Origin of the sequence: Rhodococcus sp. RD6.2, assembly GCF_001040705.1 — a bacterium.
GTDB lineage: Bacteria > Actinomycetota > Actinomycetes > Mycobacteriales > Mycobacteriaceae > Rhodococcus_G.
In genome coordinates, this window is record NZ_CVQP01000009.1 from 114,798 (window position 1) to 138,122 (window position 23,325).

Sequence of the window (23,325 nt, forward strand, 5' to 3'; positions counted from 1 at the left end):
TCGCTCTACTTGCCCTGGAAGTTCGGGGCGCGCTTCTCCGCGAAGGAGCGGGGGCCTTCCTTGGCGTCGGCGCTCTTGAACACCTCGGCGCCGATCTTCGCCTCGAGCTTGAAGGCCTCTTCCTCGTGCATGCCCTCGGTGACGCGGATGGTCTTGAGGATGGCCTGGACCGCGACCGGGCCGTTGGCGGCGATGCGCTCGGCGATCTCCAGGGCCTTGGTCAGCGCCTCGCCCTCGGGAACGACATAGCCGATGAGGCCCAGTTCCTTGGCCTCGGGTGCCGGCACGGTGCGGCCGGTGAGCAGGATGTCGGCGGCGACGGTGTACGGGATCTGACGGACGAGCCGGACCGCCGAACCGCCGAGCGGGAACAGGCCGAGCTTGGCCTCGGAGACGCCGAACCGGGCGTTCTCCGCGGCGACGCGAATGTCGGTGCCCTGCAGGATTTCCGTGCCGCCTGCGATGGCTGCGCCCTCGACGGCCGCGATCAGAGGCTTGGTGAGGCGGCGGCCCTTGAGTAGTGCGGGAAGCTTGACCGGGTCGAGGCTGCCCTTGGCGAACGCGTCGCCGGGTGCGTTCTTGTTCATCGCCTTGAGGTCCATGCCCGCGCAGAACGTTCCGCCGGCGCCGGTGAGGATCGCGACGCGGATGTCGGGATCGTTGTCGACCTGGTCCCACGCCTGCACCATGATCGCCATCATTTCGCTCGAGAGGGCGTTGCGTGCCTCCGGGCGGTTCATCGTGATGATGAGGACGTGGCCGCGCTTCTCGACGAGGCAGTGCGCGGACTTGTCCGAAACGTCGGAAATTTCGGCTGTGGTGGAGGACACTGGCTGCTCCCGATTACGGTGTGAACTGGGTCTCAAACTGACTCTTGCGAAGAACGGTAACACGTTCTACTTTGAACGACGTGGCCCTTCATATCGCAGACTTTGTCGAGCACTCCATCGATCTGAATCCCGAGCGTGTCGCGCTCGTGGACAGCGACCGCGAGATCACCTACGCACAGCTGGAGGAGCGGACCAACCGTTTGGCCCACTACCTGCAGAGTCAGGGGGTCCAGCCGGGCGACAAGGTCGGCATCTACTCACGCAACACCATCGAGGCCATCGAGGCCATGGTCGCGGTGTTCAAGGCGCGTGCGGTGATGGTCAACGTCAACTACCGCTATGTCGAGAACGAGTTGCAGTACATCTTCGAGAACTCGGACATGGCCGCACTCGTCGTCGAGCGCCGGTACGTCGACAAGGTGGCCAACGTGCTGCCGAACACGCCCCTGGTCAAGGCCGTCGTCGTCGTCGAGGACGGCACCGACCTCGAGTACGCCTCCGGCGGCTCGGTCGAGTGGGTCGAGTACGAGGCGGCGCTGGCGCAGGGATCGCCCGACCGCGACTTCGGCGAGCGCAGCCCCGACGACATCTTCATGCTCTACACCGGCGGCACCACGGGTATGCCGAAGGGCGTCATGTGGCGTCACGAGGACTGGTGGCGCGTGCTCGGCGGCGGCGTCAACTTCGTCACGGGTGAGCGCGTCGAGGACGAGTGGGAGCTCGCGAAGGTTGGCGCCGCCAGCCCCGCGATGGTGCGCTTCCCGATCCCGCCGATGATCCACGGCGGCTCGCAGTCCGCGGTGTTCCACAGCCTCTTCGGCGGCGGCACCCTGGTCATGCACCCCGAGTTCGACGGCCACGAGGTCTGGCAGGTCATCGACAAGCACAAGGTCAACCTCATCTTCATCACCGGTGACGCGATGGCCCGCCCGATGCTGGACGCGCTGAAGGCAGGCAACCCGGCAACCGGCGAACCCTACGACCTCGCCAGCCTGTACGTGATGGCGTCGAGCGCGGCGCTGTTCTCCCCGGCGCTCAAGGACGAGTTCCTCGATCTGCTGCCGAACCGCTACATCACCGACTCCATCGGCTCCTCCGAGACCGGCTTCGGCGGCCTGAGCACCGTCACCAAGGGCGCCACCCACACGGGCGGCCCGCGCGTGAAGATCGACGCCGCGACCGTCGTTCTCGACGACGACGGCAACCCGATCGAGGCGGGTTCCGGCAAGGTCGGCCTGCTGGCCCGCCACGGCCACATCCCCCTCGGCTACTACAAGGACGAGGAGAAGACCGCCGCAACGTTCAAGACGTACAACGGCACTCGCTACTCGATCCCCGGCGACTACGCCACGGTCGAGGAGGACGGCTCGGTCACGATGCTCGGCCGCGGCTCCGTCTCCATCAACAGCGGTGGCGAGAAGATCTACCCGGAGGAGGTCGAGGGTGCGATCAAGACCCATCCTGACGTCTTCGACGTCCTCGTCGTCGGTGTCCCGGACGAGCGCTTCGGACAGCGGGTTGCAGCGGTCGTCGCGACGCGTGACGGTGCCCGCCCGAGCATGAACGACATCGTGGCCGCGTCCCGCAAGGAGATCGCCGGCTACAAGGTCCCGCGCAGCGTGTGGTTCGTCGACGAGATCAAGCGTTCGCCGGCGGGCAAGCCCGACTACAAGTGGGCCAAGCAGCAGACCGAGGCCCGCGAGGCGGACGACAACTACTCGAACGGCAACGGAAACTCCTGATGCACAACGCTCTCGCCGAGAAATTCGGTATCAAGTACCCGATCTTCGCGTTCACCCCGTCCGAGCACGTGGCCGCTGCGGTCTCACGGGCCGGCGGGTTGGGCGTGCTCGGGTGCGTCCGGTTCAACGACGCGGACGAACTGGACGCCGTCCTGAACTGGATGGACGAGAACACCGACGGCAAGCCGTACGGCGTCGACGTCGTGATGCCCGCCAAGATCCCCACCGAGGGCACGGCGGTGGACCTGGACAAGCTGATCCCGGCGGAGCACCGCGCGTTCGTCGACCGCACGCTCGCCGAGCTCGGTGTGCCGCCGCTGTCGGACGACGTCGAGCACGCCACCGGCGTGCTCGGGTGGCTGCACTCGGTGGCCCGCGCGCAGCTCGACGTCGCGTTCAAGCACCGTCCGGCGCTGATCGCGAACGCCCTCGGCTCCCCGCCGAAGGACGTCATCGACGAGGCGCACGGACACGGCGTCCCGGTGGCTGCGTTGGCAGGCGCCGTGGGCCACGCCCTGAGCCACGTCGAGAACGGTGTCGACATCGTCATCGCGCAGGGCTACGAGGCAGGCGGCCACACCGGCGAGATCGCGTCGATGGTGCTGGTTCCCGAAATCGTCGACGCCGTCGGCGATTCCGCGACGGTCATCGCCGCGGGTGGCATCGGCAGCGGCCGTCAGGTCGCCGCCGCGATGGCGCTCGGTGCACAGGGCGTGTGGATGGGCTCGTACTGGCTGACCGCCGCCGAGTACCGGCTCGGCAGCGCCGCCGACGGCACGTCGGCGACGCAGCGGGCGCTGCTCGCCGCGACGTCGAGCGACACCGTCCGGTCCCGGATCTACTCCGGCAAGCCGGCCCGGTTGCTCAAGACGAAGTGGACCGAGGCCTGGTCCGCGCCCGGCGCCCCGTCGGCACTGCCGATGCCGCTGCAGAACATCCTCGTCGCGGAGGCGCACCAGCGGATCGCCGCCGCCGAGAACCCCGAGGTCGTTGCGATGCCCGCGGGTCAGATCGTCGGACGGATGAACGAGATCCGTCCCGTCGCGGACACGATGGCCGACCTGGTCGCCGAGTTCGAGGCGACGGTCGCACGGCTGAACAAGCTCGAAGGCTGACACCAGCACCGTAGGACCACACCGGCAGGGCCGGGCACGAGCAGTCGTGCCCGGCCCTGACCTGTGTGTACTGGACATGGCCGTGTGCCCGGTGGGATGGTTTTACCGGAGGCGAGCATCATGGCGACGCACACCCTCGATACCGACTACCTCGTCATCGGAGCAGGCGCGGCAGGGATGGCGTTCACGGACGCGGTGGCCGCGGACAGTTCCGCCGACGTGATCGTGGTGGACCGCAGGCACGCTCCGGGCGGGCACTGGAACGACGCGTACCCGTTCGTCTGGCTGCATCAGCCGTCCTCGTACTACGGCGTGAACTCACTGCCGCTCGGCGGCGGCACCATCGACGCCGACGGGCTGAACGCGGGCATGTACGAACGGGCGACCGGCGCCGAGATCTGCGGCTACTTCGACCGAGTCGTGCACTCCCATCTGCTTCCGTCCGGCGCGGTCCGGTACCACCCGATGTGCTGGTACGACGGCGACAACGGGTTCGTCTCGCTCGTGACGGGCGACCGGTACGACGTGACGGTCCGCAGGGCCGTGGTCGATGCCAGGTACCTGTCGCCCTCGGTGCCTGCCACGTCGCCGCCTCCGTTCGACATCGAGGCCGGGGTGCGGTGCATCCCCGTGGGCGAGCTCGCGGCGGTGTCGGAGCCGCCGCCTCGGTACGTGATAGTCGGCGCGGGCAAGACGGCGATGGACGCCTGCGTATGGCTGCTCGGGGTCGGGGTGGAACCGGAGCGGATCCGGTGGGTCAAACCCCGTGAATCATGGCTCCTGAACAGGTATTTCGTGCAGAGCGACGATCTGGTCGGGAATCTCGTGGAGGGCGGTGCGCGGCAGATGCAGGCCGCCGCGAATGCCACCTCGCTCGCCGACCTCTTCCACCGCCTCGAGGAGAGTGGGATTCTGTTGCGGGTCGACGAGCGCACCACGCCCACGATGTTCAAGATGCCCACGAGCAGCACCGCCGAGATCGACGAGCTCCGCAGGATCGAGGACGTCGTCCGGCTCGGTCACGTGCAGCGCGTCGCGTCACGCTCCATCGTGCTCGACGAAGGCACCGTTTCCGCGGACGCCGACGACCTCTACGTGCACTGCGCCGCGGCGGGCCTGAATCCGGCGCCTGCCGTGCCGATCTTCGCTCCGAATCGAATCACGCTGCAACCCATCCGTTCCGGATTGATCCCGTTCAACGCGGCGTTCGTCGGCTACATGGAGGCCTCCGGGCGCGGCGCCGACGAGAAGAACCGGCTGTGCCCGGCGAACCGGATGCCGGACGTCCCGCTCGACTGGGTTCGAGGGAGACTCACCGAGATGGCGGCCGAGCGGTCCTGGTCGAAGGAGCCGGACATCGTGGACTGGCTCGAACGGTCGCGTTTGAACCATCAGCGCGGCGTCGGTGACCACCGCGACGAGCCCGCGGTTCGGGATGCGGTGGGCCGCTTCGTCGAGTGCGTGCGCCCCGGAGTGGCCAGACTGATGGCGCTGTTCTCCGAGGCGCAGGCCACCGCGTAGCCCCTCGTCAGCGGTCGAGTTCGGCGTTCAGCCGTGAGGCGAGCTCGGCGGTGACCGGGACGAAGGACGCCGAACCCGACGCCCGGAACCATGTGGGATCGTCGGAGTTCCACCGCTGCGCGCTGAGCGAGCGGCCCAGCACCTTGTACGTCGCGGTCTTCGGCAGGTCCTCGGTCACCCGGACGAAGCTCGGAACCTGCTTGGGTCCGAGATCCGGCGCCTGCGAGAGGAATCCGGCGAACTCGTCGATGTCGAACCCGTCCGAGGTGACCAGCGCGACGGCGACGCGGTCGCCGACCTGCGGATCGGGCACCGCGTACGCCGCGACCTCGACGACGTGCGGGTGCCGGGACACGATGTTCTCGATCGGGGAGGTGCCCAGGTTTTCACCGTCGACCCGCATCCATCCCGAACTGCGACCCGCGAAGTACACGTAGCCGTCGGCGTCGACGTAGCCCAGATCGCCGCTCCAGTACTGGCCGTCACGCACCCGCTCGGCTTCCGCCTCGGGATTGTTGTAGTAGCCAGCGAAGCTGCCGATACCGGCGGTGTTCACCAGTTCCCCGGTGGCCTTGTCGGCGTTGAGAATGTGCCCGGACTCGTCGAATTCAGCCGTGGGGCAGGGAGCTCCGGTGTCGGGATCGAGGACGGCGATGCCCGCCGGGAGCAGCCCGAGGGCACCGGGCGGGGTACCGGGTGCCCGGGGGATGAGCACGCCGCCCTCGGTCGAACCGAATCCGTCGACCACCCGGACGTCGAAGCGTCGGGCGAACTCCGCGATCCCGGACGGTGACCCCTCGTTGCCGTACAGGACCTTGAGCGGGTTGTCGGCGTCGTCGTCACGCTCCGGGGTCGCGAGGACGTAGGCGAGTGGTTTGCCGACATAGTGTGCGTAGGTGACGCCGAACCGTCGCACGTCCGGCATGAACCCGGACGCCGAGAACTTCCGCCGCAGAGCGAAATTCGCTCCGGCGGCGAGTGCAACTGCCCAGCATGCCATCACGGCGCCGGAGTGGAACATCGGCATCGACGCGTAGGCCGTGTCGGCGTCCGTCAGGCCGAAGCGCTCCGCGAGCATGACGCCCGGCCCCGCGACCATCTTGTGGGTGACGCGGACGGCCTTCGGGTCGCCGCTCGTGCCGGAGGTGAAGATCAGCATGAACAGGTCGTCGGGGGACGGTGTGCGGTCCGGCGCCGCGCTTCCGTGATGGTCGGCGAGCAGATCGTGCCACTCGTCGGAGTCGACGAGCAGGACGCGAACGCCGTCGAGGTCGAGTCCGTCGAGTAGCGAGACCTTCTCGGAGTCGGTGACCAGCAGCTGGCAGTCCGCGCGGGCGACGTCACCCGCGAGGGCGGCGCCGCGGCGCGTCGTGTTCAGTCCGGCGAGCACGGTGCCGCCGATGGCGCTCGCGCTGAGCAGCAGTGAGAACTCGGGAACGTTGTCGAGGAGCACGGCGACGTGCGACGGCCGCGCCGGATCCAGCAGCGTGCCGATCGCGGCGGCCAGGTCGACGGCGAGGTCGATGTGCTCGGACCACGGAGTCCTGGTGTCCTCGAACAGGATTCCGTTCGATTCCGTGCCACGCAGGCGCATGAGGAGATCGGCGACCGTGGGCGTGGAGATGCTCATGTGCGCAGTCTAGGTGGCCCGTCACACGCCGACCAGGGGCGGTCGCAGCGAGTGGGACTCCGGTCGGTTCTGCAGGGTGAGGTCGCCCCCTCCAACGACGAGAACGCCCGGCCCCACGGGGGCCGGGCGTTCCGGAGTGGTGAAGATCAGGCAGGAACGTCGGCGAGCGACTGCCCGAGACGACGGAGCTGCTCGGTCGCCGAGCCGAGCGCGAACTCGTTGTGCTTGGCGGCCAGGAAGTACCGGTGCACCGGGTGGTCGCGATCGAGGCCGACGCCGCCGTGCACGTGGATCACGCTGTGCGAGACGCGGTGGCCCGCGTCCGCCGCCCAGAACTTCGCGGTCCGGATCTCCGCCTCGGCGGGCAGGTTCTCGCTCAGACGCCACGCGGCCTGCCACAGCGTCGACCGCACGCCCTTGACGTCGATGAACGCGTCGGCGAGGCGCTGCGCGACGGCCTGGAAGCTGCCGATCGGACGGTCGAACTGCACGCGCTCGCGGGCGTACTCGGCGACCAGTTCCAGTGCCCGCTCCAGGGTTCCGAGCTGCAGGGCCGCCAGCCCGACCGCGGCGCGGTCGAGGATCCAGCCCACGACCTCGGAGCCGCGCGAGGTACCGCCGAGCACCTGGGTGGTGACGACGCCCGAGAGCTCGACGATCGCTTCGGCGCTGTAGTCCGTGGTGGACTGCCGGTCGATCTGGACGCCCGCCGCCGACGGATCGACGACGAACACCGCGACACCCTCGGGGGTCGTGGCGGGCACGAGGATCGCTTCCGCGAGGGTCGCGACGGGGACGGTGATCTTGGTGCCGGTGATCGCCCAGCCGTCGCCGCTGCGGTCGGCGCGCGTGACCGGCTGCGCCGGATCGTTGTTCAGTTCCTCGGCGAGCGCGACGGTCAGGATCGCGCTGCCCTCGCCTGCCCGCCGAGCGAGATCACGCTGTGCGTCGTCGCCGAACTCGGCGAGCGCCGAGGCCGCCAGCACGATCGAGCTGAGGTAGGGCACGGGGGAGACGGGGCGACCGATCTCGCGGAGCACGGTGCACTGCTCGAGGATTCCGAATCCGCCGCCGCCGACCGACTCCGGCAGGGCAGCCGCGAGGACGCCCGCGTCGGCGAGGGCCTGCCAGAGCTTGTCGTCGAAACGGTCCTCGGCGGCGTCCAGTTCCCGCAGCCGGTCGTTGGTGGTGAGCTTCTCGGCGATGCTCCGAGTGAGTTGTTCGAGGTCCTGTTGGGCCTCGGTGGGAGTGAAGTCCACGATGATTCCTTCGGGGTGCAGTCCAGGTATGGGGGAGGGGACGTCAGCACTCGGCCGACGTCAGCGCCGTGCGGGCGGCTGTCCCAGCGCGGTCATGGCGAGGATGTCGCGCTGCACCTCGTTGGTGCCGCCACCGAAGGTGAGGATCAGCGAGGACCGGTGCATCCGCTCGACGCGGCCCCGCAGGACCGAGCCCTTCGAGTCCTGCCGCAGGTACGCCAGCGGGCCGAGGACCTCCATGAGCAGCCGGTACGCCTCGGTGGCGAACTCGGTGCCGAAGACCTTGCACGCGGACGCGTCGCCCTTGCTCGGGGCGTCCGCGGAGGCGACCTCCCAGTTCAGCAGCTTGAGGTACTCGACCTTCGAGTGCACCCGGGCGAGGTTGATCTGCACCCACTCCTGGTCGATCACGCGTCGGCCGTCGGCCATCTTGGTGTTCTGCGCCCACTCGATCGTGTCGCGCAGCGCGCCCTGGATCGGGGCGGCCGAGACCAGCGCGACGCGCTCGTGGTTGAGCTGGTTGGTCATCAACGCCCAGCCGCCGTTCTCCTCGCCGACCAGAGCGGACGACGGGACGCGGACGTCCTGGTAGTAGGTGGCGCTGGTGTCGGGGCCCGCCATCGTGTGCACGGGCGTGTAGGAGAAGCCCTCGGCCGTGGTCGGGACGATCAGCATGCTGATGCCCTTGTGCTTCTTGGCGGACTGGTCGGTGCGCACGGCGAGCCACACGTAGTCCGCGTACGCGATGAGGCTCGTCCACATCTTCTGACCGTTGACGACGTAGTCGTCACCGTCCTTGACCGCGGTGGTCCGCAGGCTGGCGAGGTCGGTGCCCGCGCCGGGCTCGGAGTAGCCGATGGAGAAGTGCAGCTCGCCCGACGAGATCTTGGGCAGGAAGAACTTCTTCTGCTCCTCGGAGCCGTAGTGCATGATCGTCGGCGCGACGGAGTTGATCGTGAGGAACGGCACCGGAGCGCCCGCGATCGCGGCCTCGTCGGTGAAGATCAGCTGGTCGAGGGCGGGCCGCTCCTGTCCGCCGAACTCCTTGGGCCAGCCGAGCGTGAGCCACCCGTCGCGGCCCATCTCGCGCACGACATCGCGGTAGACGGTGCCCGATCCGTACTCGCCGGTCTGGGCGGCGAGCGCTTCGCGGCGCTCGGGAGTGATCAGCTTCGCGAAGTACGCGCGCAGTTCCTCCCGCAGCTTCTGCTGCTCCGCGGTGTAAGTGATGTGCATCGATCCCTCTCCGTCCGACTCGGGGTTCCGGTCTGACACAAGTTCTAGTGGGCGACAACCGCGGCATGCACGTTCCAGTGGAGCGGCCGGCGACGGTGGGACTTTCGGCCCGTCACGGCGGGTTTTTCGCATCATTGCACAGGAGTGGAACAGGTTCTAGCCTTATGGTGGATCCAGCCGGGCGCACAGCCCAGCGCGACCGGCGGACGACTGTCGAATTCCTGTAGAGAAGAGGTTCATCAATGGAGGTCAAGGTCGATTTTGACCGTTGCGAGGCCAACGGCGTGTGTGTGGGTATCGCGCCCGACAACTTCGACATCGACGATGACGAGAACTTGATCGTCACGCAGCCCGTCGGCGACGATGCGGAGACCCTCGCGCTGATGAAGGAAGCCGTCGCGCAGTGCCCGAGGGCCGCGCTCACCCTCGAACCCTGACACCTGCTCCCTTGCCGCAAACGAGAACACGTTCTAAGGTGACAGCCGTCACGAACGGGACGGGTGCTCTGGGGGAACCTCGTCGCCTGTTCCGCATCTATTCACGAAGGCAGTGGTGAGATTGGCTAGTCGCGAAGTGGCTCTGGACGGCAAGGTTGCGATCGTCACCGGCGGCGCGTCGGGTCTCGGCAAGGCCGAGGCACTCGGCCTCGTCCGGTCCGGCGCGAACGTCGTCGTCAACGATCTCACCGCCGGAACGCAGGCGGACGAACTCCTGGACGAGATCCAGGCGCTCGGCGGCAAGGGAGTCTTCGTCCCCGGAGACATCGGCGAGCGTTCGACCGCGGACGCGCTGATGGCCGCCGCCCAGGAACTGGGTGGCGTCGACATCGTCGTCAACAACGCCGGCATCGTTCGCGACAAGATGCTGTTCTCGATGTCCGACGAGGACTGGGATCTCGTACTCAAGGTTCACCTCCGCGGCCATTTCCTGTTGTGCCGCAACGCCGCCGTGCACTGGCGCGCCGAGTCCAAGGCCTCGGGTGCGCCGGTCTACGGCCGGCTGATCAACACCTCGTCCGAAGCCGGGCTTCTCGGCCCGGCCGGACAGCCCAACTACGGTGCGGCCAAGGCCGGTATCACCGCGCTGACGCTGTCCGCGGCGCGCGGACTGGAGCGGTACGGCGTCCGCGCCAACGCCATCTGCCCGCGAGCGCGGACCGCGATGACGGAGAACGTCTTCGGTGACGCACCGGAAGGTGTCGTCGATCCGCTCTCTCCCGAGCACGTCGTCAACCTCGTCTCGTACCTGGCCTCGCCTGCTGCCGAGTCGATCAACGGTCAGGTCTTCGTTGTGTACGGACCGATGGTGGCGCTCATGGCGGCGCCCCTTGTCGAGCAGCGGTTCGACGCACCCGGTGCCGAATGGAGCGCAGCGGGGCTCGCAGATTCGCTCGGCGGATACTTCGACGGCCGCGATCCCGGCCGCATGTTCTCGGCCTCTGAGGCCGTGAAGTCGCTGGGCTGACGCGCCGACCGGGGGTCGTCAGACCCCCGGCGCGCGACGGCGCATTTCTTTCGCACTGAGAAGTAATCTGCTCGAATCTGCTCCGCCGCGGGGTCTGACCGGCCATGATGTGCCGAGCGGTTCCGATTCGGGCGTGAGCATCTGCTCGAGATATCCCCTGGCAATGAACCGTCGGGGAGGCTGTCGTCCGGAGACGTGAGTCGGCGCTCCCGTCCTGTCGTCCATTTCGGTCGATCCGGTTCGTCATCCCTCGACCCGTCGAAAGGCGAAGGCAGGCAACGTGAGTCGTTCGAGGATTCGTCGGAGAGTGGAATACCTCGGTGCCGTGCTCGGACTCGTCGACATCGACGCGAGGCCGACCGGGTCGGGCCCGTTTCGGGCGACCCCGATGAACACATCTCCTTCCGAGGCTCGGCACTTCGCGGGTCTCGGCACCTCTACCTGGGAAAACAACCGAGGCGGCCAACTTCTTTGACAGGTGAACGTGTTCTAATTAATATGACCTGGATCACAGACTCCGGGGGGAATCTACACGTCTCCCCTAACGCCGCGTGCGCGAACCGCGCCACGCCCACGACATTCGAGGAGGAGGTGCGATGAACGACCTCCTTGCCGTGCCTCTTCGGGCAGTCGGTGGTTTCTTCCAGATGACCGCGGAAGTGTTCCGCGCGATGGTGCGGCCACCGTTCCAGGGTCGCGAGTTCGTCGACCAGGCCTGGTTCGTCGCGCGGGTCTCGATGGTGCCGACAGTGCTCGTCGCGATCCCCTTCACCGTCCTGGTGACCTTCACGCTCAACATCCTGCTGCGTGAGATCGGCGCCGCAGACCTGTCCGGTGCGGGCGCCGCGCTCGGCTCCGTCACCCAGATCGGCCCGATGGTGACTGTGCTCATCGTCGCGGGCGCAGGCGCCACCGCCATCTGCGCCGACCTCGCGGCCCGAACCATTCGCGAAGAGATCGACGCGATGCGCGTACTCGGCATCGACCCGATCCAGCGCTTGGTCGTACCGCGTGTCCTGGCCTCCACCGTGATCGCGCTCCTGCTCAACGGACTCGTCAGCACCATCGGCATCGTCGGTGGGTTCGCGTTCTCGGTACTGCTGCAGGACGTCAATCCCGGAGCCTTCGTCAACGGAATCACGCTGCTCACCGGATTCGGGGAGCTCATGCTCTCGCAGCTCAAGGCCGGACTTTTCGGAATGATCGCCGGCCTGGTGGCGTGCTACCTCGGCCTCAACGTGAGGGGCGGTGCCAAGAGCGTGGGAGACGCCGTGAACCAAACCGTCGTCTTCGCCTTCATGGCGTTGTTCGTCGTGAACGTCCTCGTGACCGCCGTCGGTATCAAGCTGACGGCGGGGTGACGCAATGGCATTCGCACTGACCGGAAAGTTCCGGGGCACTCGGCGTCGCCTCCACGGCATGTCGACGAGCATCGACAGCATCGGTGAGCAGGCGCTCTTCTTCTGGCGGGCACTGGTGTGGGCGCCGCGGTCGCTCATCCACTACCGCAAGGAGACGATCCGGCTCATCGCCGAGATCAGCATGGGCACCGGCGCCCTCGCCGTCATTGGCGGCACCGTCATCATCGTCGCCTTCCTGACGCTCTTCTCCGGCGCCGTGATCGCCGTGCAGGGCTACAGCTCACTCGGCAACATCGGCATCGAGGCCCTCACCGGCTTCTTCGCCGCGTTCATCAACGTCCGCATCGCCGCACCGGTGATCGCGGGCATCGGCCTGGCCGCCACCATCGGTGCCGGTTCCACCGCCCAGTTGGGTGCGATGCGGGTGTCCGAGGAGATCGATGCCCTCGAGGTGATGGCGATCCCGTCCATTCCCTATCTCGTCAGCACCCGGGTGATGGCCGGGATGATCGCGATCATCCCGCTGTACTCGCTTGCCGTCGTCACGTCGTTCATGGCCAGTCGCTTTGCCACCGTCGTGCTGAACGGGCAGTCGCCCGGCGTCTACGACCACTACTTCTCGACGTTCCTGATGCCGACGGACATTCTGTGGTCATTCGCGCAGGCCATCGTCATGGGGATCGCGGTCATGCTGATCCACACCTACTACGGCTACAACGCCAGCGGCGGCCCGGTCGGAGTAGGCGTCGCCGTCGGCAACGCGGTGCGGACGTCGCTGATCGCGGTCGTCACCGTCACCCTGCTCATCTCGCTCGCCGTGTACGGCGGGTCCGGCAACTTCAACCTCTCGGGATAGGCCGATGACCGATTCCACATGGAAGAAGAAGCTCGCGGCGCTGCTCCTCGTCGGCAGCCTCGTCGCTGTCGTCGCTTTTGCACTGACCCTGTTCGCGGGCACCTTCAAGGACTCCGAGCCCGTCACCGTCACCGCGGACCGTGCGGGTCTGGTGATGGACCCGCAGGCGAAGGTCAAGCTGCGCGGCGTCGAGGTGGGCCGGGTCGGATCCATCGACGAGGTCGACGGCCAGGCCGTCCTGCACCTCGACATGGATCCGTCCCAGATGCACCTGATTCCGTCGAACTCGACGGTGGAGATCAAGTCCACCACCGTGTTCGGCGCGAAGTACGTGAACTTCGTGGTGCCGGAGAAGCCGTCGTCGCAGTCGCTGGCGCCCGGCACGGACATCGCGGCCACCTCGGTGACCGTCGAGTTCAACACGCTGTTCCAGAATCTGTCGACACTGCTGCAGCAGATCGAGCCGGAAAAGCTCAACGCCACTCTCGGCGCGATCTCGTCGGCACTCAATGGGCGCGGTGACGAACTCGGCGAGTTGCTCGCCGAGACCGACTCGTACCTGAAGACGATGAATCCGACGCTCCCGCAGCTGCAGCAGGATCTTGCGGCGGCGGCCACGGTGACCAACACCTTCGCCGACGTCACCCCCGATCTGATGACGCTGCTGGACAACGCGACCGCCACCAGCGGCACCATCGTCGAGGAGCAGGACAACTTGAACGCGCTGCTGATGAACGTGACCGGACTCGCGAACACCGCGAATCAGGTGGTCACCGAGAACGAGGCGAACCTGACCGAGTCGCTGTCGCTGCTCGTCCCGACGACGTCCCTGTTGGCGGAGTACTCGCCGAGCGTCGCGTGCCTGATCGTGGGTCTGAACGACGTTCGCCCGATCGCGGAGCGGATCATGGGTGGTAATCAGCCCGGCGTCGCGTTGAGCGCCAGCTTCCTTCCGGGCGCGGAGCCGTACACGTACCCGAAGGACCTGCCCAAGGTGAATGCCACTGGTGGCCCGAACTGCTGGGGCCTGCCCAACTTCGACCCGAAGAAGGACGGACATGCGCCGTTCGTCGTCGCCGATACCGGGACGGTGCCCTACCAGCCGAGCACGGAGGCGTCGTTCAACGTGCCGAAGCTGTTCCAGTGGCTGTATGCAGGCGTCGCACCGCAGGGAGGGAACTGATGCGGCCGACCACGATCAAGCTGCTGGCCTTCGCCACGGTGATGGCAGTGATCTTCGCCGGTCTTGCCGTGGTGTTCAGTCAAGTCCGGTTCAGCTCCAGCGACGGGTACCACGCGGAATTCACCAGCGCCTCCGGGCTGAAGTCCGGTGACAAGGTGCGCATCGCAGGTGTTCCGGTCGGCACGGTCGGCAGTGTCGAGGTCGGCGGCGACAACCTCGCCGAGGTCAGCTTCGACGTCGACTCCAAGTACTCGCTGCTGCAGAACACGCGGGCGACGGTTCGGTACGAGAACCTCGTCGGAGACCGGTATCTGGAGCTGCTCGAGGGGGAGGGTTCGTCCGACACCCTCGCCGCAGGCGGCACCCTCCCGGAGTCGCAGACGTCACCCGCGCTCGATCTCGACCTTCTGCTCGGCGGCTTCAAGCCGCTGCTGAAGGGGCTGAGCGCCGATCAGGTCAACGACCTGACCGGTTCGCTGCTCCAGGTGCTGCAGGGTCAGGGCGGGACGCTGGTCTCCCTGCTCGGGAACACCAGCTCGTTCACCTCGTCGCTCGCCGACCGGGATCAGCTGATCGGCGACGTCATCAACAACCTGAACACGACGCTGACCACGATCGACAACAGCGGTGAGCAGTTCTCCACGACGATCGACCAGTTGCAGCAGCTGGTCAGCGGCCTCGCGCAGGACAAGGATCCGATCGGCGCCGCGATTCCCGAGATCGCGACCGCTACAGGTGATCTCGCGTCGCTGCTGCAAGGTGTGCGGCCCGACCTGCAGGCCACGATCGCCGAGGCGAACAAGGTGGCAACCCAGCTCGTCGACGGTCAGGACCAGATCGACTGGGTGCTCGAGCGCCTGCCCGAGGCCTACCGCACGCTGATCCGAACGGGCGCGTACGGCAGCATGTTCCAGTTCTACACATGCTCGGTGAAGTTCAAGTTCAGCGGCCCCGACGGCAAGGAAATGCACGTGGAACTGCCGACGACCCCGACGCAGACGACAGGGAGGTGTGCATTCCGATGAGCAAGCCCGAACGGAATCCCGTGCAGATCGGCGTCATCGGCCTCGTTGTCGCAGTCGCACTCATTTTGGCCGGTCTCCAGTACGACCGGCTGCCCTTCATCGCGGGCGGTGTCCGCTACCAGGCGTACTTCGAGGACGCGGGCGGCCTGCTCACAGGTGACTACGTCACCGTCGCGGGCGTCAACGTCGGCAAGGTGGAGAAGGTCGAACTGGACGGCACCGACGTGCAGGTCACCTTCGCGATGGACGAGAACATCCAGCTCGGGGACAGCACCCGCGCCGACATCAAGACCAACACCATCCTCGGTCGCAAGTCTCTGGAGGTGACCCCCGATGGATCGGAGGTCATGCCTGTCGGCAGTGCGATCCCGTTGGACCGCACCAACTCTCCGTACTCGCTCAACGACGCCCTCGGTGACTTGACGACGTCGGTGTCGGATCTGGACACCCAGCAGCTCAACGACGCATTGAACGCGGCATCCGACACCCTCGCGGACACGCCGCCGGAACTGCGGGCGGCGCTCGACGGTGCCAGCCGGCTGTCCGCGAGCATCAACGCACGCGACGAATCGCTCGAGGACCTGCTGAAGCGGGCCGAGAGCGTGACGGGCATCCTGGCCGAGCGCAGCGACCAGATCAACTCGCTCGTCGTCGACGGCAACCAGCTGCTCGGCGAACTGGATCGCCGCCGCAACGCGATCAGTGAGCTCATCACGAACGTCTCGGCGGTGTCCCGCCAGCTGACCGGGCTGGTCCAGGACAACGAGGAGCAGATGAAGCCGACACTCGACCAGCTCAACTCGACCGTCGAGATCCTGCAGCGCAACAAGGACAACATCAGTCGCGGACTCGACGGGCTCGCCCCGTACGCCACCGCGCTCGGCGAGGCCGTCAGCAGCGGTCCGTTCTTCATGGCGTATGTCGCGAACTTCCAGCTCGGCGCGGTGTCGCAGACGCTCGTCGATCAGCTGGTGTGGCCCGAGCACGTGCCGCAGGACCTCCAGCAGTTTCCCCCTCTCAAGGCCGAGCTCAAGGACCCGAACCGGTGAGCGCCCAGATGAACTCGAACAAGAAGTGGCTTATCGGCGGCGGAGTCGTCGCCGTGGTCGCGGCGATCGTTGCGGGTGTGCTGTTCTTCTTCCCGGGAGTCGGCAAGACCACCATCACCGCCGAATTCCCTTCCACCACGGGACTTTACGCAGGCGATGACGTCCGCGTTCTCGGCGTGAAGGTCGGCTCGATCGAGAGCATCGACCCCAACGGCACCGGCGCGACCGTGGTGATGAACGTCGACCGTTCCGTCGACATCCCGGCCGATGCGAAGGCCGTGATCGTGGCTCCCAGCCTCGTCGCGGCGCGCTTCATCCAGCTGACTCCCGTCTACGACGGCGGCGACGCGATGAGCGACGGCGCCGAGATTCCCGTGGAACGCACAGCCGTTCCGGTGGAGTGGGACGAGATCAAGACGGAGCTGGCCCGGTTGTCCGACGAGCTCGGACCGCAGGGGTCCGCGGATCAGGGCTCGCTCGGCCGTTTCATCGATACCGCGGGTGCGAATCTCGACGGCAACGGCGACGCGCTGCGCAACACGTTGCGTGAGGTGTCCGACACGATGAAGCTCCTCTCCGACGGGCGTACCGACCTGTTCGGCACCATTCGGAACCTCCAGGCGTTCGTCTCGGCGCTGTCCGCGAGCAACGAGCAGATCGTGCAGTTCGGTGGCCGGCTCGCCTCCGTGTCGTCGCTCCTCGCCGACACCAGCGACGAACTGGGTACCGCACTCACCGACCTCGATGTCGCGATGGGCGACGTGCAGCGCTTCGTCTCGGAGAACGGTGACGCGCTCAACGAGCAGGTGGGTCGACTCGCCGACGTGACCACGACTCTCGTCGAGAAGCGCCCCCAGTTGGAGCAGGTGTTGCACGTGGCACCGAACGCGCTGGCGAACTTCAACAACATCTACAGCCCGCGGCACGGATCGCTCAACGGTGCGATCGCGGCAACCAACGCGGGTAATCCGATCAACATGATCTGCGGCATGATCGAGGGTCTCGAAACCAACGACTCGGATCGCAGCGCCGACCTCTGCGCGCAGTACCTCGGGCCGGTGCTGAACTCGGTCGCGATGAACTATCCCGGCTTCCTGACGAATCCGGCGATCGGGGCGAGCGCCACGCCCGACCAGATCGTGTACTCGCCGCCGAGCCTGGCCGGTGAGGTTCCGACCCGCACCGCGACGGCGCGAGGCCCGCTCGCCGACATGCCCACCATCGACGTGCCCAAGGATCTCGGCGCACTGCTCAACCCGGGAGGGGGACGATGATCGCGCGCAGGCGAACCCGCCGGTCGGTCGCGGTGATCGCGACGGCGACGGCGCTGACGCTGGCCCTGACCGGCTGTGAGTGGGACGGACTCAACTCGGTTCCGTTGCCCGGCACCGAGGGTGGCGAGGACGGCGCGTACACCGTCCAGATCGAGATGCCGAACGTGACCACGCTGTCGCAGAATTCACCGGTCCGGGTGAACGACGTGACGGTCGGAACCGTCACGGACATCGAACTGGACGGATGGCACGCCCTGGTGACGGTGTCGATCAACCCCGGCGTCGAGTTGCCTGCAAACGCCACCGCGAAGATCGGCCAGACGAGCCTCCTCGGTTCGCAGCACCTGGAGTTGGCTCCGCCGCCGGGGATCGCGCCGGAAGGCACGCTCGAGGACGGCACCGTCATTCCGATCGACCGCGCCGGTGCGTACCCGACCACCGAGCAGACCCTGTCCTCGCTGTCGGTCGTGCTCAACGGCGGTGGCCTGGCGCAGATCAACGACATCACCCGTGAACTGAATGCCGCGCTGGGTGGTCGCGAGGAGTCGATCCGCGACCTGCTTCCGCAGCTCGACCAGCTGGTCGGGAGCCTCGACGCCCAGCGCGGTGAGATCATCTCCGCGATGGAAGGCATCGACCGGCTCGCGAGCACCGTCAACGCGCAGACCGAGACGCTCAACGCAGCACTGGAAGGGATCCCGCCCGCACTCGAGGTGCTGGTCGGGGAGCGGCAGAACCTCACCAACGCCCTTGTCGCACTGGGGAACTTCAGCACAACCGCCACCCGCGTCATCAACGAGAGCGGCGACGACCTGGAGTCGAATCTGGCGTCGCTCGTGCCGATTCTCACCCAGTTGGCCAGCACTGGTAACGCGCTGACCGACGTGCTGTCGCTGATGCTCACCTTCCCGTTCACGATGAAGAACATGGATCAGGTGTTCCGTGGCGACTACGCGAACCTGATGATGATGATCGACCTGACCAACGCTCGGCTCGACACGAACTTCCTCGGTGGAACGAATGCGGGTACCCGGCTGGCCGGTGTCGAGGGTGCCCTCGGCGCGTTCGCGGGGACCGCGGGTCAGGCCGAGAACCCACTCGCAACGCCCGCGCCGCGGAGTCCCGACCCGGTCCAGGCCGAACCGAAGCCCGCGACCCCAATGATTCCCGGTTTGCCGCAGATCCAGATTCCCGGCCTGCCTCAGCTAGGAGCGCCGACGCCATGATGCTCACCAAGTTCGTTCGCACCCAGTTGGTGATCTTCTCGATCCTCACCGTGGTCGGACTGGTCGTCATGGCCACCCAATACGTGAAGCTGCCCGCACTGTTCGGGATCGGACAGTTCGGCGTCACCGTCGAACTGGATTCGACCGGCGGGCTCTACCCGCACGCCAACGTCGCTTTCCGAGGTACCAATGTCGGCAAGGTCGACGAGGTGGTGCTCACCGAGGACGGGGTGGACGCGAACATCTCCGTCGACAACGGCTACGACATTCCGGCGGACGTGGACGCGGTGGTCAAGAGTGTCTCCGCGATCGGTGAGCAGTATGTGGACCTGATCCCGCGCACCGACTCCGAGCCGTACCTCAGCGACGGCGACGTGATCCCGTTGGATCGGACGTCGACGCCGCAGGACGTCGGGGCGATGCTCGACCAGGCCGACGCCCTCGTCAAGAGCATCTCGAACACCCAGTTGCGGACGGTGGTCGACGAGTCGTTCAAGGCGTTCAACGGTGCGGGACCGGACCTGCAGCAGCTGATCGACTCCGCGCGACTGTTCGTGCAGGAGGCCAACGCCAACGTCGACGCGACCAAGACCCTCATCGACCAGGCAGGCGCGCTGCTAGACACCCAGGTGGTCACGAGCGACGAGATCCGGTCGTGGACCAAGGATCTGGTGACGTTCAGCAATCAGCTCCGGGCCAGCGACCCGCAGATCCGCAGCCTGCTCGACAAGGGCCCGGAGGCGGCGGCCGAAGCCACCGAACTGTTCCAGGAACTTCAGCCCACCCTTCCGGTTCTGCTGGCCAATCTGGTCAGCGTGGGCGAGGTCGGCGTGATCTACAACAAGAGCATCGAGCAGGTGCTCGTCCTCTACCCGCCGTTGACCACGGGGCTGATGACTGCGGCGCTGGCGGGGCCGGAGGAAGAAGGCGCCATCGTCAACTTCCACCTGTCGGTCAACGACCCGCCGCCGTGCACCACCGGCTTCCTGCCGCCCGACCAGTGGCGGCCCGGCAACGAGGTGTCCATCCCGGACACGCCGCCGAACATCTTCTGCAGGACGGCGCCCGACGACCCGTCCGCGGTCCGCGGCGCCAGGAACTACCCGTGCATGGAGTTCCCCGGCAAGCGCGCGGGCACGGTCGAGGAGTGCCGCAGCGAAGCGGGATACGTTGCACAGGGCAACAACCCGCCGAACGGGCCCGTTCAGGATCCGTCTGTACCCTCGTACACGACCGCTCCGGCGTCCTACACCGGAGCCTCGGGGGTGCCCGCCACTGCGCGCCCGTACGACCCGACAACCGGTAAGTACGTCGGGCCCGACGGCCGCCTGTACGCCCAGCCCGCGCTGGCGTCGGGAGGAAAAGCAAGAGAGGACACGACGTGGCAGACGATGATGACACGTCAGCAGGGCTGACGCCCGATACGAAGCCGGCCGCACGGAGACGAGCCAGTCGATCCGCGGGGCCGCCGGAACAGGTGCCCGCGTCGGCAACGCCCGCTCCCGCTGATGCGGCCGTCGGGGACTCGGGTCCTGCGGCGGGCGACCAGGACGAGGTGGTTCCCGACAGCCCTGCCGTCGCAGCTGCCGCGCCGGATGTCTCCGCGGCGGAGGAGGCCGTCGAGGACGAGTCGTCGGAGGCCACTGCAGGCCCGGCGCGATCATCTCGCGGCCTCGTCGCATCGATCGTCGCCGGTGTCCTCGTGCTCGCCCTCGCCGGCGTCACCGGGTGGCTCCTCGTCGAGCGCAGTGCCGCCAACGACCGCGACGCGCAGCGAGCCGAGTTCGTGACGACGGCGCAGGACACGGTCATCAACCTGACCACGATCAAGCCCGATACGGCCAAGGAGGACGTCGAGCGGATCCTCGCCGGAGCGAGCGGCGAGTTCAAGGCCGAGTTCGACGGCAGGGAAGACCCGTTCGTCAGCGTCGTGAAGGAAGCAGGCGTCACCACCGTCGGCAAGATCCTCGAGTCGGGAATCGAGAGCGAGGACGGAAACACCGCCAAGGTGCTCGTCGCGGCTCGCGCCGACGTCAGTACCCCGGACGGTGCGCAGAACGGGCCGCGCGACTTCCGCATGCGGGTGACCGTGACCGACGACGGCGGAACGAAGACGGCTTCGAAGGTGGAGTTCGTGCCATGAGCGGAGACGTCATGAGTGAAGAGACCGTGTCCGGCGACACCCCGAATGAAGGTGCAACTCCCAAGGGCGCGAAATCTGGTGCTGCAGGCAAGGTTCTGGCTGCGGTGGCGGCAGTGGTGATCGTGGCACTCACGGTGGCCGTCGTCATCCTCGGGAAGGGCTATCTCGACGACAGGGCGTCGGAGCAGGCCCGAACCGACGCGGTCGCGGCCGCGAGCACGCAGGCCGCAGCCATGCTGTCGTACAACTACAACGATGTCGACCAGCAGTTGGCGGCGGCCGCGGACGGACTCACCGGTGACTTCCGTGAGGAGTACACGAAGCTGGTCGAGGAGACCATCGCGCCGGGCGCGAAAGAACGCAAGCTCACGGTGCAGGCCACCGTGCAGGCGGAGTCGATCGTCTCCGCCACCCCGGACGACGCCGTCGTGCTGCTCTTCGTCAACCAGGTGACCACCACTGCGGACGTCCCCGATGCCGCCACCACCGGCAGCCGGGTGCGGATGGAGATGCACAAGGACGGCGATCGCTGGCTGACCGGACGACTCACCCCGGTGTAGCCACTCACGCAGACGACAACGGGCCCTCGGAATGATCCGAGGGCCCGTTGTCGTTGGGCTTCACCGGGATTCGCTCACTCGGCGGGGTCCGAGGACATGAGCGAATGGCCGGCCACCGAGTCTCGCGACAGGGCGGTCAGGAACGCCTTCGCCCAGCGGTCGACATCGTGGGCCAGCACCTGCCTGCGCAGGGCGCGCATGTGCCTGCGTCCGTCCTCGACGCCCTGGGTCAGCGCCGCTTCCATCTTGTCCTTGACGTCCTCGAGGTCGTGCGGATTGCACAGGTATGCCTGACGGAGTTCGGCTGCGGCGCCGGTGAATTCGCTGAGGACGAGCGCGCCGCCGAGATCGCCGCGACACGCGACGTACTCCTTGGCGACGAGATTCATGCCGTCCCGCAGAGGCGTCACCAGCATCACGTCGGCGGCGACGAAGAACGCGATCAGCTCGCTGCGGGGGATCGGCCGGTGAATGTAGTGCACCACCGGGCGGCCGACCTCGGCGTACTCCCCGTTGATGCGGCTGACCGTCATCTCGATCTCGCCCCGCATCTGCACATAGGACTCGACCCGCTCACGGCTCGGCGTCGCCAACTGCACCATCACGGTCTCCGCCGGATCGACGCGGTTCTCGGCGATCAGTTCGTGCAGTGCGTCGAGTCGGACGTCGATGCCCTTCGTGTAGTCGAGGCGGTCGACACCGAGCATGATCTTCTTCGGGTTGCCGAGTTCCTTGCGGATCTGTCGGGCACGGTCCCGGATCGCCTTCTGGCGGGCCGCCGCGTCGAGTTCACCCGACGCGATCGAGATCGGAAACGCGCCGACGCGGACGGTACGGAACCCGACCTGCACGACACCGAGCCTCGAGCGCACACCGACGGTGCCGCGCGAGGTCTGATGGCCGAGCAGTTTGCGGGCCAGGAACAGGAAGTTCTCCGCGCCGCCGGGCAGGTGGAACCCGATCAGGTCGGAGCCGAGCAGGCCCTCGACGATCTCGGTCCGCCACGGCATCTGCATGAACAACTCGACCGGCGGGAAGGGGATGTGCAGGAAGAACCCGATGGTGAGGTCGGGACGCAGCATCCGCAGCATCTTCGGCACCAACTGGAGTTGGTAGTCCTGGATCCAGACCGTCGCGCCCTCGGCGGCGGTCTCCGCGGTCGCCTCCGCAAATCGGCGGTTGACCTCGACGTACGCGTTCCACCACTCACGGCGGTATTCGGGTCGCACGATCACGTCGTGGTACAGCGGCCACAGGGTCGCGTTCGAGAAGCCCTCGTAGTAGTCGGCAACTTCCTTCGCGCTGAGCGCGACCGGATGCATCTCGATGCCGTCGAGCTCGATCGGATCGAGGTCGGTGTCCGGAACACCGGGCCAGCCCACCCATGCCCCGCTGTTACCGCGGAGGATGGGTTCGAGGGCGGTGACCAGTCCGCCCGGGCTGCGCTTCCAGCGGGTGCTCCCGTCGGGCAACTTCTCCAGATCGACGGGCAGCCTGTTGGCGACGACGACGAATTCCGAAGTAGCTGAGCCCACTGTGGTCCTTTTTCTTGGCCGAGCTGCCGTTGCCGGTAGGGCGGCGAACTAGTCGATCTTGGCCGAGGGGCCGATACCGAGCATAGACAGCAGCATGCGGCATTCGTCGGCATCGGCTGCATACGCCGCGACGACGCGCTGCGCCTGCCGGGCGGTTTCGTCGGCGACCGGTTCGAGTTCCTCGTCCGGGATGTCGTTTTCGGTGTCGGTGGTCTTCGTTGCCATAGTGGCGTTCCTCCAAGGGGAAGCCGCGCGACGCGCAGCCGTGATTTCTGCCCGCGACTCTAGGAGACCCGGACCCTGCTGGTCCAGTTCC

The 23,325-nt window shown here is 67.1% G+C and carries 21 protein-coding genes; 15 read left to right on the forward strand and 6 right to left on the reverse strand.

What is annotated here, in order from left to right:
- Positions 1-5 precede the first annotated feature (5 nt).
- A complete protein-coding gene (locus tag RHCRD62_RS19355; protein ID WP_050066387.1) occupies positions 6-830 on the reverse strand; it encodes a crotonase/enoyl-CoA hydratase family protein in 825 nt (274 codons plus the stop codon).
- 80 nt (positions 831-910) lie between these two features.
- Between RHCRD62_RS19355 and RHCRD62_RS19360 the strand changes: the two genes are divergently transcribed.
- The 3 genes from RHCRD62_RS19360 to RHCRD62_RS19370 all read left to right on the forward strand — a co-directional run bounded on the left by RHCRD62_RS19360 (position 911) and on the right by RHCRD62_RS19370 (position 5,208).
- The gene (locus RHCRD62_RS19360; RefSeq protein WP_050066388.1) at positions 911-2,572 is read left to right on the forward strand and encodes an acyl-CoA synthetase; all 1,662 of its coding nucleotides are present in this window, start codon (positions 911-913) and stop codon (positions 2,570-2,572) included.
- Positions 2,572-3,687 carry an NAD(P)H-dependent flavin oxidoreductase gene (locus RHCRD62_RS19365; RefSeq protein ID WP_050066389.1) on the forward strand — a complete coding sequence of 372 codons (1,116 nt, stop codon included), beginning with the start codon at positions 2,572-2,574 and terminating at the stop codon, positions 3,685-3,687. Before RHCRD62_RS19360 ends, RHCRD62_RS19365 begins: the two co-directional genes overlap by 1 nt.
- Positions 3,688-3,807: 120 nt before the next feature.
- Positions 3,808-5,208, forward strand: coding sequence for an NAD(P)-binding protein (locus RHCRD62_RS19370; RefSeq protein WP_050066390.1), 1,401 nt, complete (start codon positions 3,808-3,810; stop codon positions 5,206-5,208).
- Positions 5,209-5,215: 7 nt separating this feature from the next.
- On the opposite strand, the gene RHCRD62_RS19375 is transcribed toward RHCRD62_RS19370, so the two are convergent.
- The 3 genes from RHCRD62_RS19375 to RHCRD62_RS19385 all read right to left on the reverse strand — a co-directional run bounded on the left by RHCRD62_RS19375 (position 5,216) and on the right by RHCRD62_RS19385 (position 9,333).
- Positions 5,216-6,838, reverse strand: a complete 1,623-nt coding sequence (locus RHCRD62_RS19375) for a long-chain-fatty-acid--CoA ligase (RefSeq protein ID WP_050066391.1) — start codon at positions 6,836-6,838, stop codon at positions 5,216-5,218.
- A gap of 146 nt (positions 6,839-6,984) precedes the next feature.
- Complete coding sequence (locus RHCRD62_RS19380) at positions 6,985-8,097, reverse strand: acyl-CoA dehydrogenase family protein (RefSeq protein WP_050066392.1); 1,113 nt, start codon at positions 8,095-8,097, stop codon at positions 6,985-6,987.
- Positions 8,098-8,157: 60 nt separating this feature from the next.
- Entirely contained in the window at positions 8,158-9,333 is a 1,176-nt protein-coding gene (locus tag RHCRD62_RS19385) for an acyl-CoA dehydrogenase family protein (protein WP_050066663.1), read from the reverse strand.
- Positions 9,334-9,575: 242 nt separating this feature from the next.
- Here RHCRD62_RS19385 and RHCRD62_RS19390 point away from each other — a divergent pair, with 242 nt between their 5' ends.
- The 12 genes from RHCRD62_RS19390 (at position 9,576) to RHCRD62_RS19445 (ending at position 21,474) form a co-directional block, all read left to right on the forward strand.
- Positions 9,576-9,770: a ferredoxin gene (locus RHCRD62_RS19390; protein ID WP_050066393.1), complete on the forward strand. Its 195-nt coding sequence runs from the start codon at positions 9,576-9,578 to the stop codon at positions 9,768-9,770.
- A gap of 112 nt (positions 9,771-9,882) precedes the next feature.
- Positions 9,883-10,797: a 3-oxoacyl-ACP reductase gene (locus RHCRD62_RS19395; RefSeq protein WP_157050997.1), complete on the forward strand. Its 915-nt coding sequence runs from the start codon at positions 9,883-9,885 to the stop codon at positions 10,795-10,797.
- A gap of 596 nt (positions 10,798-11,393) precedes the next feature.
- A complete protein-coding gene (locus tag RHCRD62_RS19400; protein WP_050066394.1) occupies positions 11,394-12,158 on the forward strand; it encodes an MlaE family ABC transporter permease in 765 nt (254 codons plus the stop codon).
- A 4-nt stretch (positions 12,159-12,162) separates the two neighbouring features.
- Positions 12,163-13,014 (forward strand): MlaE family ABC transporter permease, encoded by an 852-nt coding sequence (locus tag RHCRD62_RS19405; protein ID WP_050066395.1) that lies wholly within the window; start codon positions 12,163-12,165, stop codon positions 13,012-13,014.
- 4 nt (positions 13,015-13,018) lie between these two features.
- Positions 13,019-14,197 carry an MCE family protein gene (locus RHCRD62_RS19410; RefSeq protein ID WP_050066396.1) on the forward strand — a complete coding sequence of 393 codons (1,179 nt, stop codon included), beginning with the start codon at positions 13,019-13,021 and terminating at the stop codon, positions 14,195-14,197.
- Positions 14,197-15,222 carry an MCE family protein gene (locus RHCRD62_RS19415; protein ID WP_050066397.1) on the forward strand — a complete coding sequence of 342 codons (1,026 nt, stop codon included), beginning with the start codon at positions 14,197-14,199 and terminating at the stop codon, positions 15,220-15,222. Before RHCRD62_RS19410 ends, RHCRD62_RS19415 begins: the two co-directional genes overlap by 1 nt.
- Positions 15,219-16,271, forward strand: coding sequence for an MCE family protein (locus RHCRD62_RS19420; RefSeq protein ID WP_050066398.1), 1,053 nt, complete (start codon positions 15,219-15,221; stop codon positions 16,269-16,271). Before RHCRD62_RS19415 ends, RHCRD62_RS19420 begins: the two co-directional genes overlap by 4 nt.
- A gap of 8 nt (positions 16,272-16,279) precedes the next feature.
- A complete protein-coding gene (locus RHCRD62_RS19425) occupies positions 16,280-17,545 on the forward strand; it encodes an MCE family protein (protein WP_050066665.1) in 1,266 nt (421 codons plus the stop codon).
- Positions 17,542-18,771, forward strand: coding sequence for an MCE family protein (locus RHCRD62_RS19430; protein ID WP_050066399.1), 1,230 nt, complete (start codon positions 17,542-17,544; stop codon positions 18,769-18,771). Before RHCRD62_RS19425 ends, RHCRD62_RS19430 begins: the two co-directional genes overlap by 4 nt.
- The gene (locus RHCRD62_RS19435) at positions 18,768-20,186 is read left to right on the forward strand and encodes an MCE family protein (RefSeq protein ID WP_050066400.1); all 1,419 of its coding nucleotides are present in this window, start codon (positions 18,768-18,770) and stop codon (positions 20,184-20,186) included. Before RHCRD62_RS19430 ends, RHCRD62_RS19435 begins: the two co-directional genes overlap by 4 nt.
- Complete coding sequence (locus RHCRD62_RS26485; RefSeq protein WP_253277392.1) at positions 20,153-20,914, forward strand: flagellar basal body-associated FliL family protein; 762 nt, start codon at positions 20,153-20,155, stop codon at positions 20,912-20,914. The genes RHCRD62_RS19435 and RHCRD62_RS26485 overlap by 34 nt, the downstream gene beginning before the upstream one ends.
- An 11-nt stretch (positions 20,915-20,925) precedes the next feature.
- Positions 20,926-21,474, forward strand: coding sequence for a h domain protein (locus tag RHCRD62_RS19445; RefSeq protein ID WP_253277393.1), 549 nt, complete (start codon positions 20,926-20,928; stop codon positions 21,472-21,474).
- Positions 21,475-21,548: 74 nt separating this feature from the next.
- Here the strand turns inward: RHCRD62_RS19445 and RHCRD62_RS19450 are convergent, their stop codons facing one another.
- Entirely contained in the window at positions 21,549-23,009 is a 1,461-nt protein-coding gene (locus RHCRD62_RS19450) for an alpha,alpha-trehalose-phosphate synthase (UDP-forming) (RefSeq protein WP_050066401.1), read from the reverse strand.
- Between the two features lie 48 nt (positions 23,010-23,057).
- A complete protein-coding gene (locus RHCRD62_RS26105) occupies positions 23,058-23,234 on the reverse strand; it encodes a hypothetical protein (protein ID WP_171018563.1) in 177 nt (58 codons plus the stop codon).
- Between the last annotated feature and the right edge of the window lie 91 nt (positions 23,235-23,325).